The sequence below is a fragment of the Streptomyces sp. NBC_01689 genome, assembly GCF_036250675.1.
GTDB lineage: Bacteria > Actinomycetota > Actinomycetes > Streptomycetales > Streptomycetaceae > Streptomyces.
Map to the genome: position 1 here is coordinate 2,888,876 of NZ_CP109592.1, position 22,239 is coordinate 2,911,114.

A 22,239-nucleotide genomic window follows, 5' to 3' on the forward strand; every position below is an offset into this window, starting at 1 on the left:
CGCCTGACGCCGCCGGCCGACTCGCCCCCGGCGAACTCACGTCGCGGACCGGAACGCGGGCCGAGGCGCTCACGGGGCCCAGACTCCCCCGTGGCAGTCCGCGGCCCCGGGCCGGCCGGCGCCCACGACCCGCGCCAGGGTCGGGAGGCCGCCTCTCCGGACGCGACGCCGGGCACCGCGTGCCGCGCACCGCACCCCGCACCGGTCCGTGTCCCACCGGCGGCCGCGACGAGTGTGGTCAGGGACACGCACACCTGTATACATAGGATGTATACACCAAAGGTATAGTCGCCGCATGCCTCTGCTGACCAGGAAGATGAAAAGACCGCGCCCCGGGTTCCGTCCGGCGGCCGCCCTCGTGGCGGCCGCCGCGCTCGCACTGCCGCTGACCGGGTGCACCACCGTCCACACCACCGCCCCGGCGGCCGCCCGCGCACAGACCGCGTCCGGCACCGCGGCGGCCGCCGCACGGTTCGGGACCGTGGACTGCCGCGAGGCCAAGTGCATCGCGCTGACCTTCGACGCCGGACCGAGCGAGCACTCGGCGAAGCTGCTGGACATCCTGAAGGAGAAGAAGGTCCCGGCCACCTTCTTCCTGCTCGGCAGACGGCACATCGAGAAGTACCCGGAGCTGGTCCGACGGATGGCCGCCGAGGGCCACGAGGTCGCCAGCCACACCTGGGACCACAAGATCCTGACGCGGATCGAGCCCGACGAGATACGCGCGGAGCTGCGCCGCCCGAACGACGCGATAGAGAAGCTCACCGGACACCGGCCCACCCTCATGCGGCCGCCGCAGGGGCGGACCGACGACACCGTGCAGAAGATCTGCAAGGAGATGGGTCTCTCGGAGGTGCTGTGGAGCGTCACCGCCAAGGACTACAAGACGTACGACCCCGAGGTGATCAAGGAGCGCGTCCTGAAGCAGTCCGGCCGGGACGGGATCATCCTGCTGCACGACCTCTACCCGGGTACCGTGCCCGCGGTCCCCGGGATCATCGACGCGCTCAAGGAGCGCGGCTACGTGTTCGTGACCGTGCCCCAGCTGCTGGCGCCCGGGAAGCCGAAGCCGGGGACGGTCTACCGCCCCTGACGCGGCCCGGGTCCGGCCCGTACCGGACCGCGCGGCCGCTCAGAAGACGACGGTCCAGCCCTCCCGCCCGGCCTGCTCCGCCGTGTAGGAGACGCCGTCGGCCTTGAGGCCGTGCGCGTCGAGCAGGGTGATCCGTCCGCCCTGATTGCCCAGCAGGACCCCGTCCGTGAGCGGGACCACCAGACAGGCGCCCGGGGCGAGCGGGCCGGGCGGCACCGCGCAGCCGTGCCCGAGCCGGTCGGCGACGCGCCAGCCGGTGAGGTCGAGGGGATCGGCCGAGGCGTTGAGGAGCGTGACGGTCTCGGACTCGGGGGCCGGACCGCGCGGGTTGGCCAGCGCCGCCAGGATGCGCACCGGCGGCGCTTCCCGGTCGGGGCGGGGGCCGTCCACCGGGAGGGTGTGACCGGTGATGTCGTCGGTGTGCCAGGCCTGGCTCTGGAAGGCGAGGAAGATCCCGACCCAGCGGGACTGCGCCGGGAAGTGCAGGAGCAGGCCGCCGTCCTGCCAGACACCGTCGTCGCCCCGGAAGCGCCCGCTGTTGCCCTGGTTCATGTGGATGTCGTGGACGCCGTTCCCGGGCAGGAAGCCGAAGACCTTGTCGCGGACGGCGGGTTCGGGTCCGAAGCGCTCGCCGAACACGTACATCCGCGCGGCCGGATCGGCCACGGCGCGCCGCACGTAGTGGTCGAGCAGATCCGCCAGGTCGTTGTCGGGGCCCTGCGCGTCCGGCGGGAGAGAGCGCATCGCCGCCGGGTCGAAGAGGTTGCCGCGCACGAAGTCCAGGTTGGGGCCGTCCGGCCCCGGCGGCAGCGTGTGCCAGCCGGACGCCAGCCCCTCCAGGCGCTCCGTGACCGGATGCCGGAGGTCGTCGGCCACCAGGTAGAGCAGCTCGGAGGGCTCCTCCTGGGACCGCACGTTGACCGCCGCCCGGTAATGCGTGCCCTGATCGTCCGTCAGATGGATCTGGTAGTGCGGGGTGCCGGTGGATCCCTCGCGCCGGACATCGACCGCCCGGGTGATCAGTACGCCGTAGGCCTTCAATGGCATGTCGGTCAACTCCCCCTGAAGACAACGCGGTTCGGCCTTCCGTGAGGGAATGGTAGGTCGGCGGCGCGCCCTTTCGTCCGGCCGCGCGGGAATCCGCCGGGCGTCCGGCCGCCTACGATCGCCCCGTGGTCCTCTTCCTGCTGGAACGCGTGTCCCCGGCCTCCGCCGCCGACACCTGGCGCCGTCTCACCGAGTGGCCCCGGCACGCGGAGGTCGTGCCGCTGACCCGGGTCGAGGTGGTCACCGCGCCGCCGACGCGCGAGGGCACGGTGTTCGTCGCCCGGTCCGGGGTGGGACCGGTGGCGTTCGACGACCCGATGGAGGTCGTCGACTGGCAGCCGCCCCGGGGAGCGGCGGCGGGCCGGTGCCGGCTGGTCAAGCGGGGCACGTTCGTCACGGGGTGGGCCGAGATCGAGGTGCGGCCGGCGGCCGGCGGGGGCTCAAGGGTGCTGTGGCGGGAGGATCTGCGCGTGCGGTGGCTGCCCGGGATCTGCGACCGGCCGCTGGCGTGGGCGGGCCGGTGGATGTTCGGGCGGGCGGTGGACGGTCTGCTGCGGGAGCCCGTCCCGCGGCGTGCTCCCGGGTCGCCCTCGGCGTGACCGCCCGGGTCAGGCGAGCGATCCGATCCTGCGGACCGGGACGGGCGTCGTGTCGTGGTGGATCGGCGTGTGCGCCCCGGTGAGGGAGACGCCACTGCCGCCGCGGCGGCCCGCCACGATCTCCGAGGCGATGGACAGCGCCGTCTCCTCGGGGGTGCGGGCGCCCAGGTCGAGGCCGATGGGCGACCGGAGGCGGGCGAGTTCCAGCTCCGTGACACCGACCTCGCGCAGCCGGGCGTTGCGGTCCAGATGCGTCCGCCGGGACCCCATCGCGCCGACGTAGGCGACCGGCAGGCGCAGGGCGAGACGGAGCAGGGGTACGTCGAACTTGGCGTCGTGGGTGAGGACGCACAGGACGGTCCGCGCGTCGACCTCGGCGCGTTCCAGGTAGCGGTGGGGCCACTCCACGACGATCTCGTCGGCGTCGGGGAAGCGGGCGGCGGTCGCGAAGACCGGGCGGGCGTCGCAGACCGTCACGTGGTAGCCGAGGAACTTGCCGATGCGCACCAGCGCCGAGGCGAAGTCGATCGCGCCGAAGACGATCATCCGGGGTGGCGGCACCGAGGACTCCACCAGGACCAGGAGCGGCGCTCCGCACCGGGTGCCCTGCTCGCCGATCTCCAGGGTCCCGGTCCGCCCCGCGTCCAGGAAGGCGCCCGCCTCGGCGGCCACGGTCCCGTCGAGTGCCGGGTGGGCGCCGAGGCCCCCCTCGTACGAGCCGTCGGGACGGACGAGCAGCCCTCGCCCGAGCAGTTCCGCGGGACCGCTCACGATCCGCGCGAGGGCCGCCGTCTCTCCCCGTACGGCGGCGGCCAGCGCGGCGGTCGCCACCTGCCGGGTCCGGTCGCCCGACCGGACCGGGGTGACGAGGATGTCGATCACTCCGCCGCACGTCAGACCGACGGCGAAGGCGTCCTCGTCGCTGTAGCCGAAGCGCTCCAGGACGCTCTCGCCGTCCTCCAGGGCCTGTCGGCACAGTTCGTAGACCGCGCCCTCCACGCAGCCGCCGGAGACCGAGCCGATCGCCGTGCCGTCGGTGTCGACGGCGAGCGCGGCGCCGGGGCGGCGGGGTGCGCTGCCGCCGACGGCCACCACGGTGGCGACGGCGAAGTCGCGTCCCTGCGCGGCCCAGCGGTGGAGCTCCTCGGCGATGTCCAGCATGTCTCGGTCTCCTTCGGCGGCGGTTGCGGGGAGGGTCTCGGGGCGGGCGTCTAGTGGACGCCCATCCAGCTCTCGATGGGGTGCAGGGCGTAGAAGACGAGGAAGATCACCGTCAGGCCCCACATGAACGCCCCGATCTCCCGGGCCTTGCCCTGGGCGGCCTTGACGGCGACGTAGGAGAGCACTCCGGCCGCGACGCCCGCGGTGATGGAGTAGGTGAACGGCATGATCACGACGGTGAGGAAGACCGGGACCGCCGTGGCGCGGTCGGCCCAGTCGACATGGCGGGCGTTCATCATCATCATGGCCCCGATGACGACCAGGGCCGCCGCCGCCACCTCGCCGGGGACGATGGCGGTCAGCGGTGTGAAGAAGAGGCAGGCGGCGAAGAACAGGCCGGTGACGACGGAGGAGAGGCCGGTACGGGCCCCTTCGCCGACCCCGGTCGCGGACTCGACGAAGACGGTCTGGCCGGAGGCGCCGGCGACCCCGCCGACCGCTCCGCCGGCGCCGTCGATGAACAGCGCCTTGGACAGTCCCGGCATCCGGCCCTGCGCGTCGGCCAGTCCGGCCTCCGTGCCGACGCCGATGATGGTGGCCATCGCGTCGAAGAACCCGGCGAGGACGAGGGTGAAGACGATCATGCCGACCGTCATCGCGCCCACGTCGCCCCACCCGCCGAACTCGACGTCGCCGAAGAGCGAGAAGTCCGGCATCGAGACGGCGCTGCCGTGCAGTTCGGGCGCGCCGCTCGCCCACTGTCCGGGAGCGATGACGCCGAGGGCGTTGAGGACCACGGCCAGTACGGTGCCGCCGACGATGCCGATCAGGATGGCGCCGGGGACGCCGCGCGCCTGGAGCATGAAGATGGCGAGCAGGGTCACGGCGAAGAGCAGCACCGGCCAGCCGGCGAGTTCGCCGGTCGCCCCGAGGGTGACGGGGGTGGCCTTGCCCTGGTGCACGAAGCCGGCCTTGTAGAAGCCGATGAGAGCGACGAACAGGCCGATGCCCATGGTGATCGCGTGCTTCAGCGCCAGCGGTATCGCGTTCATGATCATCTCGCGCAGGCCGGTGACGACGAGCAGCATGATGACCACCCCGTACAGCACGCACATGCCCATGGCCTGCGGCCAGGTCATCTGCGGGGCGACCTGGGAGGAGAGCACTCCGGAGACGGAGAGTCCGGCCGCGAGGGCGAGCGGCACCTTGCCGACGAAGCCCATCAGGAGCGTGCTGAAGGCCGCGGCGAACGCGGTCGCGGTGATCAGCGCCTGCTGGCCGAGGGTGTTCCCGGCCGCGTCCTTGCCGGACAGGATCAGGGGGTTGAGGAGGAGGATGTACGCCATCGCCATGAAGGTGGTGACGCCGCCGCGCACCTCGCGCGCGACGGTGGATCCCCGTCCGGTGATGTGGAAGTACCGGTCGAGCCAGGACCGTCCGGCCGGGGCGCGGGTACCCGCACCCGCGTCGTCGGCGACGGTCCTGGGTTCCACTGACTGGTGGGTCATGGTGCCAACTCCCAAGGTTCACAGGGGCACCCGCATCAGCCGCCGGTGGCGACTGAGGTGAACCGCAGTTGCGGCTGCGGGATTTGGGAAGGTGCACGACCCGGGGGACGGCCCGAGACGAACGGAGGAGGGTGCGGGGCGGACAAGTGCCGCCCCGCCCCTGGGGGTTACGTGCCGGTGAGGTGCTCGGGCCGTACCGGCGTCCGGTTGAGCTCCAGCCCCGTCGCGTTCCGGATCGCCGCGAGGACGGCCGGGGTGGACGACAGGGTGGGGGCCTCGCCGATGCCACGGAGCCCGTACGGGGCGTTTGCGTCGGCGAGTTCGAGCACGTCGACCGGGATGGTCGGCGTGTCGAGGATCGTGGGGATCAGGTAGTCCGTGAAGGAGGGGTTGCGCACCTTCGCCGTGACGGGGTCGACGATGATCTCCTCCATGACGGCGATGCCGAGGCCCTGGGTGGTGCCGCCCTGGATCTGGCCGATCACCGACAGCGGGTTGAGTGCCTTGCCGACGTCCTGGGCGCAGGCCAGTTCGATGACCTTGACCAGGCCGAGTTCGGTGTCGACCTCGACGACGGCGCGGTGGGCGGCGAACGAGTACTGGACGTGGCCGAAGCCCTGTCCGGTACGCAGGTCGAAGGGTTCGGTCGGACGGTGCCGCCACTCGGCCTCGACCTCGACGGCCTCGTCCTCCAGCACGTCCGCGAGGTCGGCGAGGACCTCGCCCGCGTCGGTGACGACCTTGCCGTCCTCCAGCAGCAGTTCCGCCGTCGCCCAGGCCGGGTGGTAGGTGCCGAACTTGCGCCGGCCCCGCTCCAGCACCTTCTCGCGCACCAGCTCGCAGGAGTTCTTGACGGCACCGCCGGTGACGTACGTCTGGCGTGACGCGGACGTCGAACCGGCGCTGCCCACCTGGGTGTCGGCGGGGTGGATGGTCACCTGCGCGACACCGAGCTCGGTGCGGGCGATCTGCGCGTGGACGGTGACGCCGCCCTGGCCGACCTCCGCCATCGCGGTGTGCACGGTCGCGACCGGCTCACCGCCCACCACCTCCATGCGGACCCTGGCCGTGGAGTAGTCGTCGAAGCCCTCGGAGAAGCCGACGTTCTTGATGCCGACGGCGTAGCCGACACCGCGGACGACGCCCTCGCCGTGCGTGGTGTTGGACAGGCCGCCGGGCAGCTGGCGCACGTCGGCCCCCTCGGAGCTCTCCCACTGGCGCTCCGGCGGCATCGGCATCGCCTTGACGCGGCGCAGCAGTTCGGCGACCGGGGCCGGTGAGTCGACGGGCTGTCCGGTCGGCAGCAGGGTGCCCTGTTCCATCGCGTTGAGCTGCCGGAAGGCGACCCGGTCCATGCCGACCGCGTCCGCCAGCTTGTCCATCTGCGCCTCGTAGGCGAAGCACGCCTGGACGGCGCCGAAGCCGCGCATGGCGCCGCAGGGCGGGTTGTTGGTGTAGAGCGCGATGGCCTCGATGTCGACGTTCTCGACGACGTACGGGCCGACGCTCAGCGAGGAGGCGTTGCCGACGACCGCCGGGGAGGCGGAGGCGTAGGCGCCGCCGTCCAGCACGATACGGGCCTTCATGTGCGTGAGCTTGCCGTCCTTGGTCGCCCCGTGCTCGTAGGACAGCTTCGCGGGGTGCCGGTGGACGTGTCCGAAGAAGGATTCGAAGCGGTTGTAGACGATCTTGACGGGCTTGCCGGTGCGCAGGGCCAGCAGGCAGGCGTGGATCTGCATGGACAGGTCCTCGCGGCCGCCGAAGGCGCCGCCGACGCCGGAGAGCGTCATGCGGACCTTGTCCTCGGGCAGGCCGAGGACGGGGGCGATCTGCTTGAGGTCGGAGTGCAGCCACTGGGTGGCGATGTACAGCTCGACCCCGCCGTCCTCGGCGGGGACCGCGAGACCGGACTCCGGGCCGAGGAAGGCCTGGTCCTGCATGCCGAAGGTGTACTCGCCCGTGACGACGAAGTCGGCCTTCCGTGCGGCCGCCTCGACGTCTCCGCGGACGATCGGCTGCCGGTGCACGATGTTGGGGTGCGGAACATGGCCGATGTGGTGGTCGTCGCGGCCCTCGTGGACCAGGACCGCGTCCGGCGCGGTCGCGGACGCCTCGTCCGTGATGACCGGCAGCTCCTTGTAATCCACCTTGATCCTGGCGGCGGCGCGGCGGGCGGTCTCCGGGTGGTCGGCGGCGACGATCGCGACGGGCTCGCCGTGGTGGCGGACCTTGCCGTGCGCGAGGACCGGGGTGTCCTGGATCTCCAGCCCGTAGGTCTTCACGGCGGTCGGCAGGTCGTCGTAGGTGAGGACCGCGTAGACGCCGGGCTGCGCGAGGGCCTCGGAGGTGTCGATCGACACGATCTCGGCGTGGGCGACGGTGGAGCGCAGGATCTGGCCCCAGAGCATGTCCTCGTGCCACATGTCGGACGAGTAGGCGAACTCGCCGGTGACCTTGAGGATGCCGTCCGGGCGGAGCGTGGACTCGCCGATGCCGCCCTTGGACTCGGTACCCTGCGTGATCTTGGTGGGTGTGCCGGTGGTTCCCATGGTCAGACCGCCTCGGACTGCCGGGCGGCCGCGAGGCGGACCGCGTCCATGATCTTCTCGTATCCGGTGCAGCGGCAGAGGTTGCCGGAGAGCGCCTCCCGGATGTCCGCGTCGGTCGGGGTCGGGTTGCGTTCCAGCATCTCGTCCGCGGCGACCAGCAGGCCCGGCGTGCAGAAGCCGCACTGGACGGCGCCGGCGTCGATGAACGCCTGCTGGACAGGGGAGAGTTCGGTGCCCTCGCCGGTATGCGAGTCCTGGCCCTTGGCGCCCCAGCGCCTGGCCTCGTCCAGCGACGTGCCGCACGGCCCCGCTGCCGTCCCGCAGGAACGCCGCTGGGCGTACTCCGCGAGCCCCTCGACGGTGACGACCTCGCGGCCCTCGGCCTGACCGGCCGCCACCAGGCACGAACACACCGGCACGCCGTCCAGGCGGACGGTGCAGGAACCGCACTCGCCCTGTTCGCAGGCGTTCTTGGAGCCGGGCAGGCCCAGCCGCTCCCGCAGCACGTACAGCAGCGACTCGCCCTCCCACACGTCGTCGGCTTCCTGCGGACGGCCGTTGACCGTGAAATTGACGCGCATTACGCGACTCCCTCCGTGGCGGCGGCGCCGCGGTACGACTCCCAGGTCCAGGTCAGGGTGCGGCGGGCCATCACGCCGACCGCGTGGCGGCGGTAGCTCGCCGTGCCCCGGACGTCGTCGATCGGGTTGCAGGCGGCGGCGCACAGGCCCGCGAACTGCTTGGCGACGGACGGGGTGATGATCCTGCCGTTGTCCCAGAAGCCGCCCTCGTCGAGCGCCGCGTTCAGGAACTCCTCGGCGGCCCCGGCCCGGACCGGGGTCGGCGCGGCGGAGCCGATGCCGGTGCGCACCGTGCGGGTCGCGGGGTGCAGGGCGAGACCGAAGGCGCACACCGCGATCACCATCGCGTTGCGGGTGCCGACCTTGGAGTACTGCTGCGGGCCGTCGGCCTTCCTGACGTGGACGGCCCTGATCAGTTCGTCGGGGGCGAGCGCGTTGCGCTTCACCCCGGTGTAGAACGCGTCGATCGGGATCAGCCGGGAGCCGCGTACCGACTCGGCCTCGACCTCGGCGCCGGCCGCGAGGAGGGCGGGGTGGGCGTCCCCGGCCGGGGACGCGGTGCCGAGGTTCCCGCCGACTCCGCCGCGGTTGCGGATCTGCGGGGAGGCGACGGTGTGGGAGGCCAGGGCGAGGCCGGGGAGCTCGCCGCGCAGGTTCTCCATGATCTGGGTGTACGGGACGGAGGCGCCCAGACGCACGCTCTCCCCGCCGACCTCCCACTCGCTCAGCTCACCGATGCGGTTCAGGTCGAGGAGGTACTCGGGCCGACGGTGGTCGAAGTTGATCTCAACCATCACATCGGTGCCCCCCGCGATCGGCACAGCGGTGGGGTGCTCGGCCTTCGCGGCGAGCGCCTCCTCCCAGCTGGCGGGGCGAAGGAAGTCCATGAGTGGCTCTCTTCTTCTTCGTCGAAGGTCGTATCGATCAAGCCAGATCGTGTGCGGCGGCCCCGGCTCGTTCATGAGATGTTCACGCGGATCGAGGCCAGTACACAGGCCTGTCCTCCACCGGGGTCAGTCACCGAAACCATGAAGGAGTTGGCTGGCCAGGGCACTCATCTTGTAGATTCATATGAACGGGAGGCGTCAGTAACCTCTCCGGTTTCCCAGTGAAACACCCAGCACCTGCCGGGACCTGGGAATACGGCTCACGGGCGCGTCCGCCCGGAGCCCACCTTCCGGTCCATCGTAGATTTCGAGACAAGAACGGCGGCGACGAGAATGCGGCTGCGCGCACTGCTGGACACCGACGCGCTGGGCCTGCGCCTGCTCGGCGGCGAGGGCGAGCTCGACCGCACCGTGCGCGGCGTGATGACCACCGACCTCAAGGACCCCAGCCGCTATCTCTCGGGCGGTGAACTGGTCCTCACCGGTCTCGCCTGGCGGCACGGCGCCGCGGACTCCGAGTCCTTCGTACACATCCTCGCGAGCGCCGGGGTGACGGCCCTCGCCGCGGGCGAGGCCGAGCTCGGCGCCATCCCCGAGGACCTGGTCCTGGCCTGCGCCCGGCACCGCATGCCGCTGTTCGCCGTGAACGAGTCGGTGGCCTTCGCGACGATCACCGAGCACGTCGTACGGCAGGTCTCGGGCGAGCGTGCCGGGGATCTGGCGGCCGTCGTGGACCGGCACCGGCGGATGATGACCTCCGGCCCGGCGGGCGGCGGACCCGACGTGGTCCTCGATCTCCTCGGCTCCGACCTGGACCTGCGGGCCTGGGTGCTGTCGCCCACCGGACGGCCCGTCGCCGGCTCGAAGCTCGCGGGGGCGGCGCCGCCCGCCGACGTGTGCGCCCGGCTGGCCGCCGAGCACCTGGCGGCCCTGCGCACCGGGCGTCGCGGCCCGTACCGCGTCGTGGTCGGCGCGACGGCGTACTCCCTCTTCGCGGTCCGGTCGTCCGGACGGTCCGCGGGCGCGGGGCGCGACGTGCGCGAGACGGTGCTCTCCGACTGGCTGCTCGCGGTCGAGGCGGACGCCGGGGACTGGCCCGCGGAGCGGCTCGATCTGCTCCAGGGGGTCACCCAGCTGATCGCCGTCGAACGCGACCGCCGGGACGCGGCACGCACGGTACGCCGGCGCCTCGCGCAGGAGGTCCTCGAACTGGTGCAGTCGGCGGCCGCGCCCGCGGAGATCGCGGCCCGGCTGCGGGTCGCCGCGCCGGTGCTGCTGCCCGGACTCGGCGCGGCCCCGCACTGGCAGGTGGTGGTGGCCCGCGTCGAGTGGGACGGCGGTGCGATGGACGGCGGGCCGGTCGCGCAGTCGCTCCTGGAGGAGATGCTCGTCGACCCGCTGACGACCGGCCCCGACCACGCGGACCGCATCGCCGTCGCCCACGCGGACGGCGAGGCCATCGCGCTCGTCCCCCTTCCGGCGGTCTCCTCCGAGCACGACGGTTCGGAGACCGGACTGCTCGCGGACTCCCTGCTCGCGGCCGTCCGCGATCCGCTGACGGCGGGCCTGAACGACGACGGACGGCTCACCCTCGGCGTCAGCGCCGCGGTGCACTCGGCGGAGGGGCTGCGCGGCGCCCTGGAGGAGGCCCGGCACGCGCGCCGGGTCGCCGCCGCCCGCCCCGGCCGGGTCTGCGCGGCCGGACACCAGGAACTGGCCTCCCACGTCCTGCTGCTGCCCTTCGTGCCGGACGACGTGCGCCGGGCCTTCACCGCCCGGCTCCTGGACCCGCTGCGCGACTACGACCGCCGCCACCGCGCCGAACTGATCCCCACCCTGGAGGCCTTCCTCGACTGCGACGGCTCCTGGACGCGCTGCGCCGCCCGTCTCCACCTGCACGTCAACACGCTGCGCTACCGGGTGGGACGTATCGAGCAGTTGACGAGTCGGGACCTGTCACGCCTGGAGGACAAGCTCGACTTCTTCCTGGCCCTGCGCATGAGTTGAGGTCACGGGGTGGTGAGGCGCGTGTCGCCGAGTGGCACCCCTGTCGCACGACTTTGTGAAATCCTTCACCCAGCCCCTTGGCCGGGTGCCGCGATCCGTGCTGAGATGCCACCACTCAACAGCTCAATGGCGTGCTCGGGGAGGGCAACGTGGCGCATACCGCCATGTCTGGTTCCGGAACGAACGCAGGGGACGATCCACTCCAGACCGCGGTATGGCGGCTGCGCTCGCGAGCCTGCTGGGTCGACGCGGCCGCGCTGATCCAGCCCCTGACCGCCCAGGCCTCGCTGCAGAGAGCCTCGCTGCTCGTCGAGCGGTGCCTGTACACCGAGCAGGGCTGGGCGGAGGCCGAGGACGCGCTGCGCACCGCCGAGGCGGTGGCCCGCAGCGACGACGAGCGGGGCGCCGCGGCCTGCGAGCGCGGACAACTCGCCTACGCCGCCACCCTGCTCGGGGTGCGCGACCGGGCGGACGAGGCACGGGCCGCACTCGGCCGGGCCGCCGCCCTGATCGCCCCCGGGGCCCCGGGCCGGGCGCTCCTGGACTTCCGGCGCGGGCTGCTCGCCGAGAACCTCGCGCAGTCCCCGCAGGCCGCCCGCGCCGCGTACCGGCGCGCCCACGCGGGCGCCTCCGCCCTGGGCGACCCGCTGCTGCTCTCCTTCACCTGGCGCCATCTGGCCGGACTCGCCCTGCGCGAGGGTGAGTTGGCGGAGGCACGGCACGGCTTCGGCGAATCCCTGCGGATCCGCGAGGAGTTGGGCTACCTGGTGGGAACCGCTCCTGCCCTCGCGTCCCTCGCGGACGCCGAGACCGAACCGGAGGCGTCCCGGCTGCGGGCGGAGGCGGGCCGGCTGTTCCGGCTCCTCGGAGGCGTACCGACCTGGCTGGCACGGCAGTTGACGCCACCCGCGGCGACCGCCTGACCGGGCGGTGTCCGGCGGGCGGGCGTACGGGACCGGTCCCGCCCGCCGGACACCGACGGCACGCACGGAGCGCGGCGATGCCGTGACCTGGCCGACAGGGCGGGTGGGGCGTGCCGCGCGTGCGGGGCGTGTCGCCGTTGGGTCCGGGCGCCGCGACTCCGGCGTGATCCGGAAGAGAGGCCCTAGCCCCTCTGGACCGCCGACAGCAGGTCGCGTACGAACGTCCCGACGGTGGTCCGGAGTTCGGGGTCGTGGGCCACGTGGACGACCGCGGCCACGGCCAGGAGGAGGAGCAGGAGACCTACGCGGCCGCCGCGCCGGGCGCCCCGGACAGGACCGTGGGACGTGGGGCGGTGCGGACGGGACGCGCCGGTGTGACGGGCCCGCGCCCGGTCGTGCAGCTCCTGGTGGTGCCGTACATGGTTCTGATGGATCCGGTGGGCCTGCTGGGCCTGTTGCCTCGCCTGCCAGGACGGGTCGGGCATCGGTGTCTCCCCCGGTACTCGGTCGGCTCGCGCCGTGTACCGGTGGGCACGCGGGCCGGGTCGTCGGGGTTCCCCTCCGGGCGACTCGCGACCGGGCCCGTACGGAGCCGTTACGTCCAGGCCCGGAACGTCACGTACCGGCCGTCCGGGGACGCCGTCGCCCGGGTCCGCGCGCCGGGTCTCAGGCGCCCGTGAAGTGCTCGCGCACGAGGGACTGCACGACCGGCAGGTCCTGGACGATCAGGGCCTCCAGGAGGGCGGTGTGCTCGGCGGCGTCGGCGACCAGGTCGGCGCGGCCGCGGGAGACGGGACCGCCGACCAGCGGCCACTGGGCGCGGCGGTGCAGGTCCTCGGCGATCTGCACGAGCTGGGCGTTGCCCGCGAGGGCGAGCACGGCGCGGTGGAAGGCGCGGTCGGACTCGGCGTAGGTGGCGCGGCAGCCGGTGGACGCGGCCCGCACCGTGGCCTCGGCGAGCGGGCGCAGCTCGGACCAGCGCGCGGCGGACACCGTGCGGGCGAGACGGAGCATCACCGGGACCTCGATGAGCGCGCGGATCTCGGCGAGTTCGGCCAGTTCGCGGGTGCCGCGCCGGACGACCCGGAAGCCCCGGTTCGGCACCACCTCGACGGCGCCCTCCAAGGCCAGTTGCTGCATCGCCTCCCGTACCGGCGTCGCGGACACGCCGAACCGTTCGCCGAGCACGGGCGCCGAGTACACCTCGCCGGGGGCGAGTTCCCCCTCGACGAGCGCGGTGCGCAGGGCGGCGAGGATCTGACCGCGGACCGAGGTGCGCTGGACCACCGGCCGTGCGCTCGGCGTACGGGCGGGCGGGTTCTCCCCGGGAGGGCGCACGGGAGCGGGCGGGAGAGGCGTCTCGCTGTGGGTGTGCTCACCGCGGGCCGCCGCGCCGACCGTGGACGCGCCCGCGGCGACGTCGCGGTCCCGGCCTCGCGCCTGCCCGCGCTCCGGCCCGCGTTCCCGGCCGCGCTCCGGTGCCCGGGACTGGGCGGGGACCCGGACGGCCGCGGTACGCGGGTCGGGGGCTCCGTGCCCGGTGGCGCCGTGCGTGTCCAGCGAACCGGTCTGCTCCACGGGGCCTCCTCCGGGCTTGGTGGTACTTGGGCGTCAATGCGGCGGTTGTCACCTGTCCGTCAAGCACCATAGGCGCACACGGCCCCAGTTCAAACATCCGGAATTACGGGTAAGGTAAGCCTTACCTGTCAACGATCGTGAAGCGGTGGTCACCGGATGTCCGCTCCCACCCTGGCCACGGGCGCCCCCGCCCGGCCGGACGCCCGCCCGGCCCCCTCGGCCGTCACCGCCGCCTACACCCGGCTGACCGAGGTCCTTCCCGAGCTGAGCGTCACGGAGCTGGCACCCGGCGAGGCGCCCCCCGAGGGCGGCGGCTGGGCGGCCGCGGCCCGGCTCGCGGCGGGCGGTCCGGAGCTCGACGCCTTCCTCGCCTGGGACGAGGAGCAGATCGTCCGGGACTACGGGCAGCGGGCACGCCCGGACGTCGTCGCCACGTTCGGCCTGCACTGGTACGCCTGGCCTGCCTGCCTCCTGATCACCGTCCCGTGGTTCCTGGAACGCCGCGTGCCCCGGCTCCCTGTGGAGCACGTCACATTCCAGCGCACCCTCGGCCGGATGGCCGTGCGGACCGGCGAGTTCGCCTGCCTTCCGGGCGACCCGGCGGCGACCCTGCCCGGCGCCCGCACCGTTCCCGACGAGGAGGCCCTGCGGGCCGAGGTGCGGGCGGCGGTGGCCGAGCACCTGGAGCCGCTCCTCGGCGGCTTCGGCCCCCGGATGCGCCGCCGCGGCCGCGCCCTGTGGGGCATGGCCACCGACGAGGTCGTCGAGGGCCTCTGGTACGTGGCCGGCCTCCTCGGCGAGGAGGAGCGCGCGCTGCGCGAACTGGAGCTCCTCCTGCCGGGCACGACCCGGCCCTACGTCGGGTCCGCGGCCTTTCGCGAGCTGACCGGCCCGGACGGCGCGACCCTGACCACACGCGACCGCGCGAGCTGCTGCTTCTTCTACACGCTGCGCCCCGACGACGCCTGCCCCACCTGCCCGCGCGTCTGTGACGCCGAGCGCGCCGCCAAGTCGACCGCGGCCCTCGCCGGTTGAGGCGCCCCGCCGTCGGCACGGGGCCCCGGATGCCCTAAGATCAACTTCGACGGAGACACCCCTCAGGTCACAGGTGCTTCACAACTTCCTCACTTGCCGCAGGAACTTTCCGTTGAACCATCCGTACGGGTAATCTAATTCGCACTCAACTCCCGTCCCTCGCGCGGCAGTTCGAGCAGAATGTCGCCCTGCGCATCCCTTGGCACTCCCTTGGCGGCCTCTTGCCGCGAAACCCCCTGAGGGGCGGCGGGCTTGGGCCAATATGGCGGGCGTCACGCCCTATCCCAATGCAAGGGACCCCAGATGAGACTGACCGACATATCGCTGAATTGGCTGCTTCCGGGCGCCGTTCTGCTCCTGGGACTGCTGGCGGCGGTGGCGGTGCTCGCGCGCGGCAAGCGGTCCGGGGACGGCGCGGGCAGCAGTAACGACGAATCGTGGGAGCGCAGCGAGGAGCGCCGCCGGCGCAAGGAGGCCGTCTACGGCACGGCCTCCTACGTGCTGCTGTTCTGCTGTGCCGCGGTGGCCGCGGCCCTGTCCTTCCACGGCCTGGTCGGCTTCGGGCAGCAGAACCTCGGGCTCACCGACGGCTGGGAGTACCTCGTCCCCTTCGGCCTGGACGGCGCGGCCATGTTCTGCTCCGTGCTCGCCGTGCGCGAGGCCAGCCACGGCGACGCGGCGCTCGGCTCACGCATACTCGTGTGGACCTTCGCCGGTGCCGCCGCCTGGTTCAACTGGGTGCACGCGCCGCGCGGTGTGGACCACTCGGGCGCTCCCCAGTTCTTCGCGGGCATGTCCCTCTCGGCCGCCGTGCTGTTCGACCGGGCGCTGAAGCAGACCCGTCGGGCCGCGCTGCGCGAGCAGGGTCTGGTCCCGCGTCCGCTGCCGCAGATCCGGATCGTCCGCTGGCTGCGCGCTCCCCGTGAGACGTACAGCGCCTGGTCGCTGATGCTCCTGGAGAACGTCCGCACGCTGGACGAGGCCGTGGACGAGGTGCGCGAGGACAAGCGCCAGAAGGAGCAGACGCGTCTGCGCCGGCGCAACGAGGAGCGGGTCGAGCGCGCGCACCTGAAGGCGCTCAGCCGCGGGCACCGGGGCCTGCCGGGCCGCGCGAACGCGCGGGCGCAACTGGAGACCACCGTGGAGCGCGCTCCCGCTCAGGCCTCTACGGAGCCTGCCCTATCGGGGTCGGAGCCCCTGCCCGTCCGTTCGCGGCCCTCCCTTCAGCCGGTCCGCAAGAGCGGTGACCCGATAACCGTCGACCTCACCGCGGAGGACGACACGATGGCCCTGCCGCGGCTCGACTCCCTGGAGCGCAAGCTCAAGGACCTGGAGCAGCAGTTCGGCTGACGTCCCGTCGGACGGGACCGAGTGAGCTCCGGACGGTCCGGCCGGATACCGGCCGGACCCGGACATGATCGACACCCGGACGGGGGTTCCGCCCGGACACCGGGGTGAAGCCCGGACGGGGTTCCGTCCGGACCGGATTCACGGCGGCGCGGTGACTACACCGCGCCGCCGTCCAGTTCGAACCAGACCGACTTGCCCACGCCGTGGGCCCGCACACCCCACGCGTCGGCCAGGGACTGGACGAGGACGAGTCCCCTGCCGTGCGTACCGTCGTCGGCGTCCGGTACCCGCGGCCTGGGCCTGCGGCCCACGAAGTCCCGTACCTCCACACGGAGTCCGGAGGGCCGGACGGTGGCGGTCAGGATCGCGTCGTGATCGGTGTGGATGAGGGCGTTGGTGACGAGCTCGCTGGTCAGCAGCTCGGCTATCTCGGACTTGCCCGGCCTCCCCCAGTGCCGTAAGAGTTCCTTCAGCGCTCTGCGGGCCTCGGGCACCGCCCGAAGGTCCGCCCTCGCCAGTCTCCGCCTGAGCTGCGCGGTGGCGGGTTGGCCCGCCGCACTCCCGGACGTCTCCTCCATCATCGCCTTTGCCGTGGAGGTCCCGATCGCCGCGGGACCGCGTCCTCGTACCTGCCTTCTCATGACCCCCGCCTGCATGCCGATACCGATTCCCCTCGTGATCGAACATGTTCACGGGAATCCATGCCCTCCTACGCGAGGCGCCAGTCATGTCGATTCGTCGGCCTTCGCCGTGCGGAGGGCGGACGCGGCGGTCCCGCGGGGCGGGTGACCTCCGGAACCCGCCCGTGCGCGGTCCGGCGACCGGCGGCCGCCCCGGACGGCGCACCCCCGCCGGTGCGATGCGGCCCGCCGGAGTGCGGGGTCCGGGCAGACCACCGTCGAGGTCGTACGGTCGATGGACCCCGCCGGGTCGGGTGAGCGGTCGAACCTCTGCTCCGGGCCGCGTTCCCGGCCCGCGCGACGGTCGCGGAACCACCGGAAACGCCCTGGTGGAAGGGCGTGATCCGGCACGGGACGGTGCGCCCGCGGGCGCTCGGGCGCGGCCGCCCCGGGCCTTGCCGGGGGAACGCCCCGCGTGCCTCGGCGCGGACCCGGACGGCGCGGTCACGGTCTCCCCCGCCGCCGGGGGCCCCTTCCTCCCGTCCCTCCCGTGGGGCGCGTGGGAGAGGTGAGCGGGGGCGCGGACGGCTCGCGGAGGCAGCGCGTCGCACCGTGGCGCACCACCCGGAGCCTCCCATGCGCCACCGCGTACCGAGCACGGGCGCTCGGCTCATCCACCGACTCCCCGCTGCGTGTCCGGCCGTACTCGACCGGCGCACGGGAGCCCGGCCGCGGCCTACGGCCTCGGTACGTTCCTGATGTTCGAGCGCGCCATCTGCAGCATCCGGCCCACGCCGCCGTCGAGGACGATCTTCGACGCCGACAGCGCGAACCCGGTCACCATCTCGGCGCTGATCTTCGGCGGGATCGACAGGGCGTTGGGGTCCGTGACGACGTCGACCAGGGCGGGACCCTTGTGCTTGAAGGCGTCCTTCAGGGCCCCGGCCAGTTGCCGGGGTTTCTCGACGCGCACCCCGTAGGCGCCGCACGCCCGCGCCACGGCGGCGAAGTCGGGGTTCTTGTTGGTGGTCCCGTACGACGGAAGCCCGGCGACCAGCATCTCCAACTCGACCATGCCCAGGGAGGAGTTGTTGAACAGCACGACCTTCACCGGCAGGTCGTACTGGACGAGGGTGAGGAAGTCGCCCATCAGCATGGAGAAGCCGCCGTCGCCGGACATCGACACGACCTGGCGTCCGCGGTCGCTGAACTGGGCTCCGATCGCCATCGGCAGCGCGTTCGCCATCGAGCCGTGCGAGAACGAACCGATGATGCGACGGCGGCCGTTGGGCGAGAGGTAGCGCGCCGCCCAGACGTTGCACATGCCGGTGTCGACGGTGAACACCGCGTCCTCGTCGGCCAGTTCGTCGACCACCGAGGCGACGTACTCGGGGTGGATCGGGACGTGCTTCTCGACCTTGCGGGTGTACGCCTTCACCACCCCTTCCAGCGCGTCCGCGTGCTTCTTCAGCATCTTGTCCAGGAAGCGGCGGTCCCCCTTGGGCCGCACCCGCGGGATGAGACAGCGCAGGGTCTCCCTGACGTCGCCCCAGACCGCGAGGTCCAGCTTCGAGCGCCGGCCCAGATGCTCGGGCCGGACGTCGACCTGGGCGATCTTCACGTCGTCGGGGAGGAAGGCGTTGTAGGGAAAGTCGGTGCCGAGCAGGATGAGCAGGTCGCACTCGTGCGTGGCCTCGTAGGCCGCGCCGTAGCCGAGCAGACCGCTCATGCCGACGTCGAACGGGTTGTCGTACTGGATCCACTCCTTGCCGCGCAGCGCGTGCCCCACCGGCGACTTGATCGTCTCCGCGAACTCCATGACCTCGGTGTGCGCCCCCGCCGTCCCGCTTCCGCAGAAGAGCGTGACCCGGTCGGCCTCGTCGATCAGGGCGACGAGCTTGTCGATCTCGGCGTCGGCGGGGCGGACGCCGGGCCGGGAGGTGACGAGGGCGGTCTCGACGGTCTTCTCCGGCGCGGGCGCGGCGGCGATGTCGCCGGGCAGCGAGACGACACTGACACCCGACTGGCCGATCGCGTGCTGGATGGCCGTCTGCAGCAGCCGGGGCATCTGCTTCGGGTGGGAGATCAGCTCGCTGTAGTGACTGCACTCGGCGAAGAGCCGGTCGGGGTGGGTCTCCTGGAAGTAGCCGAGGCCGATCTCGCTGGAGGGGATCTGCGAGGCGAGGGCGAGGACCGGGGCCATGGAGCGGTGCGCGTCGTACAGGCCGTTGATGAGGTGGAGGTTGCCCGGGCCGCAGGAGCCCGCGCAGGCGGTGAGCCTGCCGGTGATCTGGGCCTCCGCGCCCGCGGCGAAGGCGGCGGTCTCCTCGTGCCGGACGTGGATCCAGTCGATCGCGGAGTTGCGCCGGATGGCGTCCACGACCGGGTTGAGGCTGTCACCGACGACGCCGTACAGGCGTTTGACCCCGGCGCGGGCGAGGATGTCGACGAACTGTTCGGCGACGTTCTGCTTGGCCATGCTGCACGCACCCCTCAGCGGTCCTGGAATCCTCGAGTCCGTCCTCTGGGGTCCATGAATGCACAGGGAGCGCGGTTACGCCTCCCACACGGCCGCCGCCGTCCGGTCGTCGGCATACCCCTTGACCCTCACCTGGGTGTCGGCCAGGAAGGCGGCCAGCCCCGGCGGGCCGCCGGTGGACCAGCGGGTCGTCAGGTGCTCGCAGAGGTCCGGCTCACCGCGCAGGGGATCGGCCAGCCCGCCCGTGCACAGCAGGAGCGTGTCGCCCGGCCGGGCGACGGAGGCCCGGAAACGGAACGGGGCACGCGGCGGCGCGGGCGCGGGCTCGTACGGGCTCGGGGGCGTCGTGATGCCCAGGTCCATGGTGAGCCGGTCGCCCTCGGGGGTCTCGTGGGGCAGCGACCCGAAACCGACCACCGGTTCCCCGGTGGCGTCGCCCGGCCGCGGCTCGATGTCCTGCCACTCGCCGTCGCGCAGCCGGAACAGACCCCCGTCCCCGACGCCGAAGAACACCCGGGTACGGCACTCGGGGTCCGCGGTGAGCAGCAGACAGCGCAGGCTCGCGGTGTAGTCCTCGGGCTCCACGCCCTGCTCGGCCGCGCTCGCGCGCAGCTTGCCGAGGCTGCGGTCGGTGAGCCGGTGCAGCCCCGACTTCAGGTCGCCGCGCCGGGCGGCGCGGATGTCCTCGGCCAGCCGTCCGTGACTGCGGCCGACGGCACGCCCGATCCACCGGCAGGCCTCGGCGGCCGCCCGGTGCGCGCCGGGGGTGGCACGGGCGCCGGTCGCCATCGCCACCAGGACCAGCGCCTCCTCCCCCGTCCCGAAACGGGCGGTCAGCAGGGCGTCCCGGCGCGGCTCACCCCGGTAGCGCGCGGAGTCCCCGCGCACGGAGACCGCGCGCAGGGTGCTGCTCCCGTACCGCGCCCCGTCCAGGACGCTGTCCGGGACCAGGTCGTCGAGAGCGTCCGCATCGGCCGCCGGAAGCTGGGTGGGTTCGGCGTCGTACGTGGGCGGACCCGAGCCCACATGGGCCACGGAGGGCCGCTCCCGGGGGACGGTGGACGCGGGCGCGGTGGGCACGAGGCCGGCCGGTCCGGAACCGGCGGACGTCGGCGCGACGGGCGGGGCGTCCTGGGAGCGGGAGGAGGAGTCGGCGCGGGCCGGGGCGTGCGGGGCCCAGGTGTCGGGCCGCGCACCGCCCGGGGAGACCGGCGCCGGCGGACGCCCCGCCCCGGCGTCCCGAGGGTCCCCGGCCGGAGCGGGCGGGACCGTGGGCGGCGGGGCGGACGGGGTCGAGGCCGTCGGGGCCGGGGGTGCGCCTCCCCCCGGCGCGGACACGGAACCCCGCGGGCCCCCGGCGCGAAAACCGGGCGGCGTCGGCCCGGGCGGGAAGGCCGCGGGCGGGGCCGGGAGGGCGGGCGCCGAGGGGACGGTGGGGGGTGCTTGTGGGGCGGTGGGTGCCTGTGGGGCGGCCGTAGGCGCGGAGGGGTCGGAAGGCGTCTGCGGGTCCGTGGGCGCGGAGGGGCCGGAAGGCACCTGTGGACCCGTGGGCGCGGAGGGGCCGGTGAGTGTCGGCCGGTCGGCGGCAGCGGGCACGGAGGGGTTCCCGGGCACGGAAGGGCCCGTCGGCGTCGGCCGGTCGGCGTCGGCCCACGGCCGGGCGGATGTCGGCGGAGCGGCGGACCTCGGTGGGGCGGCGGGCCCGGACGGGACGCCGGGCGCGGTCGGGGCGGCAGGCGCACTCGGGACGCCGGGCGTCGACGCGCCGGCACCCGCACCCGCCCACGGACCGGCGGAGGGCGGCGGAGCCGCGGGCCTCGGCGGGTCGACGGGCGTCGACGGGTCCGCGGAGGACCACCGCCCGTCGGACGACGACGCACCGGCACTCCCACCGTCACCGCCATCGGTACCCGCACCGGCACCGGCCCACGGCCCGGCGGACGCGGGCGGTGCCGTGGGGGCCGGCCTCCCGGTGGGAGTCGGTGGAAGCGCGGGCCTCGGCGGGCCGGCGGGCGCGGACGTGTCCGTGGAGGGCCAGGGTCCGGCGGGCGCGGGCGGGGTGAACGGTGCCGGAGGGTCGGCCGGCGGTGGCCCCCAGGGCGCACCTGGGCGTTCCGGGTCGTCCTGGCGCGGTGGGGCCGGGAGCGGCACGGGGGCGGCGCCGCGGCGCGAGGCCCCGTGCCAGGGCCCCGGACCGCCGCCGCGCCGCTCCGGCGGCGCGGGAGGCCCCTCCGCCCGCGGCGATGCGTCACGCTCCGGCGCCCGCGCCCGGGAGACGGAACCCGCCCCGCCGGTGTCGGCCCCGTCGGCGCCGACACCGCCCGGGTCGGTACCGCTCGGGTCCACCCCCACCGTCCCCGCGGCCGACGCGAACCGGTCGTCCAGGGAATCGGGCGCGGTGGCGGGCCCGGTGTCGTGGGTGGAGTCGTCGTACAGCTGCCCCCACCAATCGTCCTCGTGACCGGTGCGGCTCTCCCCCTGCTGGCTCATGCCCCTAATTGTCACCGCGGGAGCCGGTTGAAAACGGGGCATCCGGAAATCCGGCCACCCGGACCGGGCCGCCCGGGACCCCGCCTCCGATATCTCGAACAACGCTGTGGACAAGGGAGGTTGGGGAGGCCGTGGAGAAGACCGCCGGACGATCCCACCCCCCACGGGAGAACCGCCCGGCGGCGCCTGAGTGACCGGCCCCCGCGCGTCGCGGGCCCCGGCGACGGCACGGCCCGGCGACGGCACGGCCCGGCGACGGCACGGCCCGGCGACGCGCGGTCCGTGTCGGCCGGTTCGGCCGGTTCGGACCCGCGCGCGGCCCGCTTCCCTCC

General features: G+C 73.5%; 17 protein-coding genes. 6 read left to right on the top strand and 11 right to left on the bottom strand.

What is annotated here, in order from left to right:
* Positions 1-316: 316 nt before the first annotated feature.
* The gene (locus tag OG776_RS12245; RefSeq protein WP_148013309.1) at positions 317-1,093 is read left to right on the top strand and encodes a polysaccharide deacetylase family protein; all 777 of its coding nucleotides are present in this window, start codon (positions 317-319) and stop codon (positions 1,091-1,093) included.
* Positions 1,094-1,132: 39 nt separating this feature from the next.
* Here the strand turns inward: OG776_RS12245 and OG776_RS12250 are convergent, their stop codons facing one another.
* Positions 1,133-2,140, bottom strand: a complete 1,008-nt coding sequence (locus OG776_RS12250; RefSeq protein WP_148013145.1) for a DUF2278 family protein — start codon at positions 2,138-2,140, stop codon at positions 1,133-1,135.
* Positions 2,141-2,265: 125 nt separating this feature from the next.
* Here OG776_RS12250 and OG776_RS12255 point away from each other — a divergent pair, with 125 nt between their 5' ends.
* A complete protein-coding gene (locus OG776_RS12255) occupies positions 2,266-2,739 on the top strand; it encodes an SRPBCC family protein (protein WP_148013146.1) in 474 nt (157 codons plus the stop codon).
* Between the two features lie 9 nt (positions 2,740-2,748).
* Here OG776_RS12255 and OG776_RS12260 read toward each other — a convergent pair whose 3' ends face one another.
* The 5 genes from OG776_RS12260 to OG776_RS12280 form a co-directional block, all read right to left on the bottom strand.
* On the bottom strand, positions 2,749-3,900 hold the full coding sequence (locus tag OG776_RS12260; protein ID WP_148013147.1) for an XdhC family protein: 1,152 nt from the start codon (positions 3,898-3,900) through the stop codon (positions 2,749-2,751).
* Positions 3,901-3,950: 50 nt separating this feature from the next.
* A complete protein-coding gene (locus OG776_RS12265; RefSeq protein WP_148013148.1) occupies positions 3,951-5,408 on the bottom strand; it encodes an NCS2 family permease in 1,458 nt (485 codons plus the stop codon).
* Between the two features lie 167 nt (positions 5,409-5,575).
* Positions 5,576-7,957, bottom strand: coding sequence for a xanthine dehydrogenase family protein molybdopterin-binding subunit (locus tag OG776_RS12270; RefSeq protein WP_148013149.1), 2,382 nt, complete (start codon positions 7,955-7,957; stop codon positions 5,576-5,578).
* A gap of 2 nt (positions 7,958-7,959) precedes the next feature.
* Positions 7,960-8,538, bottom strand: coding sequence for a (2Fe-2S)-binding protein (locus tag OG776_RS12275; protein WP_148013150.1), 579 nt, complete (start codon positions 8,536-8,538; stop codon positions 7,960-7,962).
* A complete protein-coding gene (locus OG776_RS12280) occupies positions 8,538-9,425 on the bottom strand; it encodes an FAD binding domain-containing protein (protein ID WP_148013151.1) in 888 nt (295 codons plus the stop codon). The genes OG776_RS12275 and OG776_RS12280 overlap by 1 nt, the downstream gene beginning before the upstream one ends.
* A 333-nt stretch (positions 9,426-9,758) precedes the next feature.
* Between OG776_RS12280 and OG776_RS12285 the strand changes: the two genes are divergently transcribed.
* Together OG776_RS12285 and OG776_RS12290 are read left to right on the top strand one after the other, a co-directional pair.
* Positions 9,759-11,432 (top strand): PucR family transcriptional regulator, encoded by a 1,674-nt coding sequence (locus OG776_RS12285; RefSeq protein WP_329320600.1) that lies wholly within the window; start codon positions 9,759-9,761, stop codon positions 11,430-11,432.
* A gap of 149 nt (positions 11,433-11,581) precedes the next feature.
* Entirely contained in the window at positions 11,582-12,355 is a 774-nt protein-coding gene (locus OG776_RS12290) for a hypothetical protein (RefSeq protein ID WP_148013153.1), read from the top strand.
* Positions 12,356-12,537: 182 nt separating this feature from the next.
* Here the strand turns inward: OG776_RS12290 and OG776_RS12295 are convergent, their stop codons facing one another.
* Positions 12,538-12,840 carry a hypothetical protein gene (locus tag OG776_RS12295; protein WP_329320603.1) on the bottom strand — a complete coding sequence of 101 codons (303 nt, stop codon included), beginning with the start codon at positions 12,838-12,840 and terminating at the stop codon, positions 12,538-12,540.
* Positions 12,841-13,021: 181 nt separating this feature from the next.
* Positions 13,022-13,933, bottom strand: coding sequence for a GntR family transcriptional regulator (locus OG776_RS12300; protein ID WP_261994933.1), 912 nt, complete (start codon positions 13,931-13,933; stop codon positions 13,022-13,024).
* A 156-nt stretch (positions 13,934-14,089) separates the two neighbouring features.
* On the opposite strand from OG776_RS12300, the gene OG776_RS12305 reads away from it, so the two are divergent.
* Positions 14,090-14,968 carry a (2Fe-2S)-binding protein gene (locus OG776_RS12305; RefSeq protein ID WP_329320606.1) on the top strand — a complete coding sequence of 293 codons (879 nt, stop codon included), beginning with the start codon at positions 14,090-14,092 and terminating at the stop codon, positions 14,966-14,968.
* Positions 14,969-15,271: 303 nt separating this feature from the next.
* Positions 15,272-16,318, top strand: coding sequence for a DUF2637 domain-containing protein (locus OG776_RS12310; protein WP_148013156.1), 1,047 nt, complete (start codon positions 15,272-15,274; stop codon positions 16,316-16,318).
* A 155-nt stretch (positions 16,319-16,473) separates the two neighbouring features.
* Here the strand turns inward: OG776_RS12310 and OG776_RS12315 are convergent, their stop codons facing one another.
* The 3 genes from OG776_RS12315 to OG776_RS12325 form a co-directional block, all read right to left on the bottom strand.
* Positions 16,474-16,896: an ATP-binding protein gene (locus OG776_RS12315; RefSeq protein ID WP_148013311.1), complete on the bottom strand. Its 423-nt coding sequence runs from the start codon at positions 16,894-16,896 to the stop codon at positions 16,474-16,476.
* Positions 16,897-17,674: 778 nt separating this feature from the next.
* Positions 17,675-19,417: a pyruvate dehydrogenase gene (locus OG776_RS12320; RefSeq protein WP_329320608.1), complete on the bottom strand. Its 1,743-nt coding sequence runs from the start codon at positions 19,415-19,417 to the stop codon at positions 17,675-17,677.
* A gap of 75 nt (positions 19,418-19,492) precedes the next feature.
* Positions 19,493-21,907, bottom strand: a complete 2,415-nt coding sequence (locus tag OG776_RS12325; RefSeq protein ID WP_329320610.1) for a PP2C family serine/threonine-protein phosphatase — start codon at positions 21,905-21,907, stop codon at positions 19,493-19,495.
* Positions 21,908-22,239: the final 332 nt, after the last annotated feature.